The organism is Methylibium sp., from assembly GCF_031393925.1.
Lineage (GTDB): Bacteria > Pseudomonadota > Gammaproteobacteria > Burkholderiales > Burkholderiaceae_C > Methylibium.
Genome location: NZ_JANMWL010000024.1, coordinates 1 through 5,293 on the forward strand (window position 1 = coordinate 1; position 5,293 = coordinate 5,293).

The window sequence follows — 5,293 nt, forward strand, 5'->3', positions numbered from 1 at the left end:
CCGACAAGCTGGAGACGCTGGTCGGGCTGTTCGGCATCGGGCAGGTGCCCAGCGGCGACAAGGATCCGTTTGCGCTGCGACGGCATGCGCTCGGCGTGATCCGCATGCTGACCGAGCGGAAGCTGCCGCTCGAAGTGGCGGAGCTTGTTAAGACGGCGTTCGCTGTGCTCGACGATGCTGAGCTTCAGAAAGCTTGGTCGAAGCAGGTGGACATTAACGAGGAATTTGAGCGCAAGCAAGGTGCATCAATGGGACCATCCGTGTCGGGCAGCCGTGGCTCTTCAGAACGGGTCTTTGATCCACGGACGCCCGCTCTTGTGCAGGACTTCATATTGGACCGGTTGTCCGGCAACCTGCGCGAGCAGGGCTACAGCGCGCAGGAGGTCGAGTCCGTGCTGGCGTTGTGCCCGCAGCGCCTGGCCGACGTGCCGCCGCGATTGGCCGCGGTCCGCGCCTTTGCCGCCTTGCCCGAAGCGGCGCCGCTGGCCGCTGCCAACAAGCGCGTCGGCAACATCTTGAAGAAGGTCGAGGGCGCAGCCATCGAGCCCAGGGTCGATGCGGCCTTGCTGGCAGAGCCCGCCGAGGCCGCACTCGCAGAGGCGCTCGCGGTGGTGCGGCCCGCCGCCGATGCCGCCTTCGAGCGCGGCGACTACACCGCCTCGTTGCAGGCGCTGGCCGCGCTCGAGGCGCCGGTCGACGCCTTCTTCGACACGGTGATGGTCAATGCCGACGACCCGGCGCTGCGCGCCAACCGGCTCGGCCTGCTGGCCACCCTGCATGCGGCGATGAATCGCGTGGCCGATCTCTCCAAGCTGGCCTCATGAGACCGTGCCGATCCGTGCCGCCGATAATCCCGAGCGTGAATCGTCAAGCCGAGATCAACGCCTTTGCGCTCGCAGCGCACGAGACCACCCTCTCCACGCTGCGAGCCGAGCCCGCCCGCGTTGAAGAGGCGCTCGCGCCTGCGCAAGCCCACGCGCCGAGCGGCATGAACCGAGGGCAACTCGAGCACGTCTTGTCCGTCGGCGCGGCCCAGCGCCGCGCCGTCGAGGCCGCAGCATGAAGCTCGTCATCCTCGACCGCGACGGCACCATCAACGCCGAGCGCGACGACTACGTCAAGTCGGCCGACGAGTGGGAGCCGCTGCCCGGCGCGCTGGAGGGCATTGCGCGGCTCAACCACGACGGCTGGCACGTGGTGGTGGCGACCAACCAATCGGGCCTGGGCCGCGGCCTGATCGACATGGCTTCGCTCAACGCCATGCACATCAAGATGAACCAGGGCCTGGCCAAGGTCGGCGGGCGCATCGATGCGGTGTTCTTCTGCCCGCATGCGCCCGATGAAAACTGCAGTTGCCGCAAGCCGATGCCGGGTTTGTTCGAGCAGATCGGCGAGCGCTACGGCGTAGAGCTGCAGGGGCGTCCCGCCATCGGCGACAGCTTGCGCGACCTGCAGGCCGCCGCCGCCGTGGGCTGCGAGACGCATCTGGTGCGCACCGGCAAGTGCGCCGGGCTCGACGACGCGGCCCTCGAGTCGGTCGTGCGACAAGTGCCTGGCACCCTCGTGCATGCCGACCTCGCCACCGCGGCCGAGTTCATCGTGCAGCGTGACCGCCATGCGCGCGCGCTCGCACGCGGCGTGCCTGACGCGCCCGACAGCGGCCCCGGAGCTCTCGGTGCTTGAGGGCGGTGCCGAGCACCGACCCTTCGCGATGAGTGCGCTGCTCGCGCGGCTGCGCTCGGCGCTGTTCATGGCGTGGATGGCAGTCACCGTGGTGCCGTTCGCGATCGCGGCGGTGCTGCTGTCGATCGTCGTGCGCGGCGACCCGGTCTACTGGGTCTGTATCACCTGGCTGCGCCTGTGCATCGGGGGCGCGCGCGTGATCTGCGGCGTGAACTACCGGGTGAGCGGCATGGAGCAGTTGCCGGTGGACCGCCTGTCGGCGGTGATCCTCTTGCCCAAGCACCAGAGCACCTGGGAGACGTTTGCCTTCCCGGCGCTGATGCCGCACCCGCTGTGCTACGTGTTCAAGCGCGAGCTGCTCTACATCCCCTTCTTCGGCTGGGCGATCGGTCGGCTCGACATGATTCACATCGACCGCAACAAGCGCGCGCAAGCCTGGAGTCGGGTTGCCGAGCAGGGCCGGCGCCACATGCAAAAGGGCAACTGGGTCATCATGTTTCCCGAAGGCACGCGCACCGCGCGCGGCAGCCAGGGCGTCTACAAGAGCGGCGGCACGCGCCTGGCGGTGGAGCTGGGCACGCCGGTGGTGCCGATCGCGGTGAGCTCGGCCAAGTGCTGGCCGCGCAAGAGCCTCATGCTGCGCCCCGGCGTGATCGACGTGTCGATCGGCGCGCCCATCGCCTCGGTCGGTCGCCAGAGCGATGAGCTGATGCGCGAGGTCGAGGCCTGGATCGAGCAGGAGATGCGCCGCCTGGACCCCGAGGCCTACGCCGACGCACCCCGCGCCGCCGCATAGCGACTTCTATACTCGCCCGCCATGACGCGCCGGGCGCCCGCAGCCGACCCCACCCAGTACGAACTGCCGCTGTTCGCAGGCAGCGCCGAAGCCATCGGCATCGCGTCGATCGTGGCGACGCGCACGCCCGCACCGACCGCTGCGCCGGCGGTGCAACCCCCCGCCGCCCGGATCGCCCCCCCGCTGTTTCGTCACCCGCGAGCGGCGCGTGAGATCGACCTCGGCCGGTTGGTCGTCGCCTACGAATTCCAGCGCGTGCGGCGCCGCTCGATCGGCATGGTCGTCTCGGCCGAAGGCCTCTCGGTGCGGGCGCCGCGCTGGGTGGGCATCGGCGAGGTGGAGGCGGCGCTGCGCGAGAAGTCGGCGTGGATCCAGGCCAAGCTGGCCGAGCAGCACGAGCGCGCGTGCAAGCACGAGGCCGCGCGCATCGAGTGGCGTGACGGCGCCAGCCTGCCCTTTCTCGGCGAGACGGTGATCTTGGTGCTCGACGCGCGCGCCACCGGCGCCCTGCTCAACACCGACGCCGATGCACTGCCCGGCGTTGCGCGCCTGACCTTGCACATCGGCCTGCCGCACGGCGCGGGCACCGAGCAGATCCGCGACGTGGTGCAAGCCTGGCTCAAGCGCCAGGCGCGGCGCATCTTCGAGGAGCGCTGCGCGCACTTCGCACCGCGGCTCGGCGTCCAGGTGCGCCGCCTCGCGCTGAGTTCGGCCGAGACGCGCTGGGGCAGCGCCAGCGCCGACGGCTCGGTGCGGCTCAATTGGCGGCTCGTTCACTTTGCCATGCCGACCATCGACTACGTCGTGGCCCACGAACTCGCACACCTGCGCGAGATGAACCACAGCGCGCGTTTCTGGGACGTGGTGCGCTCGGTCATCCCCGACCTCGACACCGCCCGCGGCGCGCTGCGCCACGAGACCGTGCCGGTGTTCGACTGAGCGGCGGGCGGACCGCTTGCGCCCATGCCGCTGAGCTGGAACGAGATCAGGTCGCGCGCGATCGCCTTTTCCAAGGAATGGGGCGACGAAACCTCGGAGCGAGCCGAGGCGCAGAGCTTCTGGAACGCCTTCTTCACCATCTTCGGCATCGATCGTCGGCGCGTGACCGCGTTCGAGAAGCAGGTCGGCATGTCGCGCGCCGGACATGCGCTGAAGAACGGCCGCATCGACGCCTTCTGGAAGGGCGTGCTGCTGATCGAGCACAAGAGCGCCGGCCAGAACCTGGAGCGCGCCTTTGCGCAGGCGGTCGACTACTTCGACGGGCTGCCCGAGCGTGACCTTCCGCGCTACGTGCTGGTGAGCGATTTCCGACGCCTGCGCCTGAGCGACTTCGAGACCGGCGAGGAAACCGAGTTCGCGCTGAAGGATTTGCACAAGCACATCCGCCGCTTCGGCTTCATCGCCGGTTACCAGGCCCAGGTCATCAAGCCGCAAGACCCGGTGAACCTGCGTGCGGCCGAGCGCATGGGCCGGCTGCATGACGCGCTCGATGCCAGTGGCTACGACGGTCATGCGCTCGAGGTGATGCTCGTTCGGCTGCTGTTCTGCCTGTTTGCCGACGACACCGGCATCTTTCAGCCGGCGCAGGCGTTTCGGGCCTGGGTGGAAGAACGCACCACCCCCGATGGCAGCGATCTCGGGCCGCAGCTGGCGGCGCTGTTCCAGGTGCTCGACACGCCCGAGGAAAAACGCCCCAAGACGCTCGACGAACAGCTGCGCGCCTTTCCCTATGTGAACGGCCGGCTGTTCGAGGCGGCGCTGCCGCTGGCTTCGTTCAACGCGGTGATGCGCGAGGGCCTGCTCGATGCCTGCGCGATCGACTGGAGCGCCATCAGCCCGGCGATCTTCGGCGCGCTGTTCCAGAGCATCATGGACGCCAAGGCGCGGCGCAATCTCGGCGCGCACTACACCAGCGAGGAGAACATCCTCAAGCTGATCAAGCCGCTGTTTCTCGATGAACTGTGGGCCGAGTTCGAGAAGGTCAAGGGCAACCGCAACCGGCTGTTCGAGTTCCACAAGAAGCTGCGCACGCTCAACTTCCTGGACCCGGCCTGCGGCTGCGGCAACTTCCTCGTCATCACCTACCGCGAGCTGCGCCTGCTCGAGCTGGAAGTGCTGCGCACCGCCTACGACCAGGGTGCGGGTGGCGGCCAGCGGGTGGTGGACGTACACCAGCTCATCCACATCGACGTCGACCAGTTCCACGGCATCGAGATCGAGGACTTTCCGGCCCAGATCGCGCAGGTGGCGCTGTGGCTCATCGACCACCAGATGAACCTGCGCGTCGGCGAGGAGTTCGGCCTGTACTTCGCGCGCATCCCGTTGAAGACCACGCCGCACATCGTGCATGGGAATGCGCTGCGCCTGGAATGGGAGGACGTGCTGCCGGCAGCGAGGTGCAGCTTCGTGCTGGGCAATCCGCCGTTCAGCGGAAAGCAGCATCAGACCGCGGCGCAGAAGGCCGATGTCGCTGCGCTGTTCGCAATGCTCGACGGCGGCGGCGTGCTCGACATGGTGGCGGCGTGGCACGTCAAGGCAACCTTGTATGCACGCGGCAATGACGCCATCGGCATCGGGCTGGTCTCCACCAACAGCATCGTGCAGGGCGAGCAGGTCGGCGTGCTCTGGAGCTGGCTGCTCGCTCAGGGTGTGAGCATCCGTTTCGCCCATCGGACGTTCCGATGGAGCAATGAAGCCAGCGGCATGGCGGCCGTGCACTGCGTCGTCATCGGCTTCGGCCTGCGCCCGGCTGCCCTGAGAACCCTTTACGAGTACGAGACGGTCGACGGCGAACCGCATGCGGTCGCGGCCGGC

General features: G+C 68.4%; 6 protein-coding genes. All 6 read left to right on the top strand.

Going from position 1 to position 5,293, the window contains the following annotated elements; translation table 11 throughout:
- Window positions 1-824, top strand: an 824-nt coding sequence (locus RMO12_RS01655; protein ID WP_309637964.1) for a glycine--tRNA ligase subunit beta, incomplete at its 5' end; no start/stop codon positions are given.
- Window positions 825-859: 35 nt separating this feature from the next.
- On the top strand, window positions 860-1,063 hold the full coding sequence (locus RMO12_RS01660) for a hypothetical protein (RefSeq protein WP_309637965.1): 204 nt from the start codon (window positions 860-862) through the stop codon (window positions 1,061-1,063).
- Window positions 1,060-1,683, top strand: a complete 624-nt coding sequence (gene gmhB / locus RMO12_RS01665; protein ID WP_309625071.1) for a D-glycero-beta-D-manno-heptose 1,7-bisphosphate 7-phosphatase — start codon at window positions 1,060-1,062, stop codon at window positions 1,681-1,683. Before RMO12_RS01660 ends, gmhB begins: the two co-directional genes overlap by 4 nt.
- Window positions 1,684-1,711: 28 nt before the next feature.
- Entirely contained in the window at window positions 1,712-2,479 is a 768-nt protein-coding gene (locus RMO12_RS01670) for a lysophospholipid acyltransferase family protein (protein WP_309637966.1), read from the top strand.
- Window positions 2,480-2,500: 21 nt separating this feature from the next.
- Window positions 2,501-3,418 carry a SprT family zinc-dependent metalloprotease gene (locus RMO12_RS01675; RefSeq protein ID WP_309637967.1) on the top strand — a complete coding sequence of 306 codons (918 nt, stop codon included), beginning with the start codon at window positions 2,501-2,503 and terminating at the stop codon, window positions 3,416-3,418.
- A gap of 24 nt (window positions 3,419-3,442) precedes the next feature.
- A partial coding sequence (locus RMO12_RS01680; protein WP_309637968.1) for a DNA methyltransferase occupies window positions 3,443-5,293 on the top strand: 1,851 nt, incomplete at its 3' end.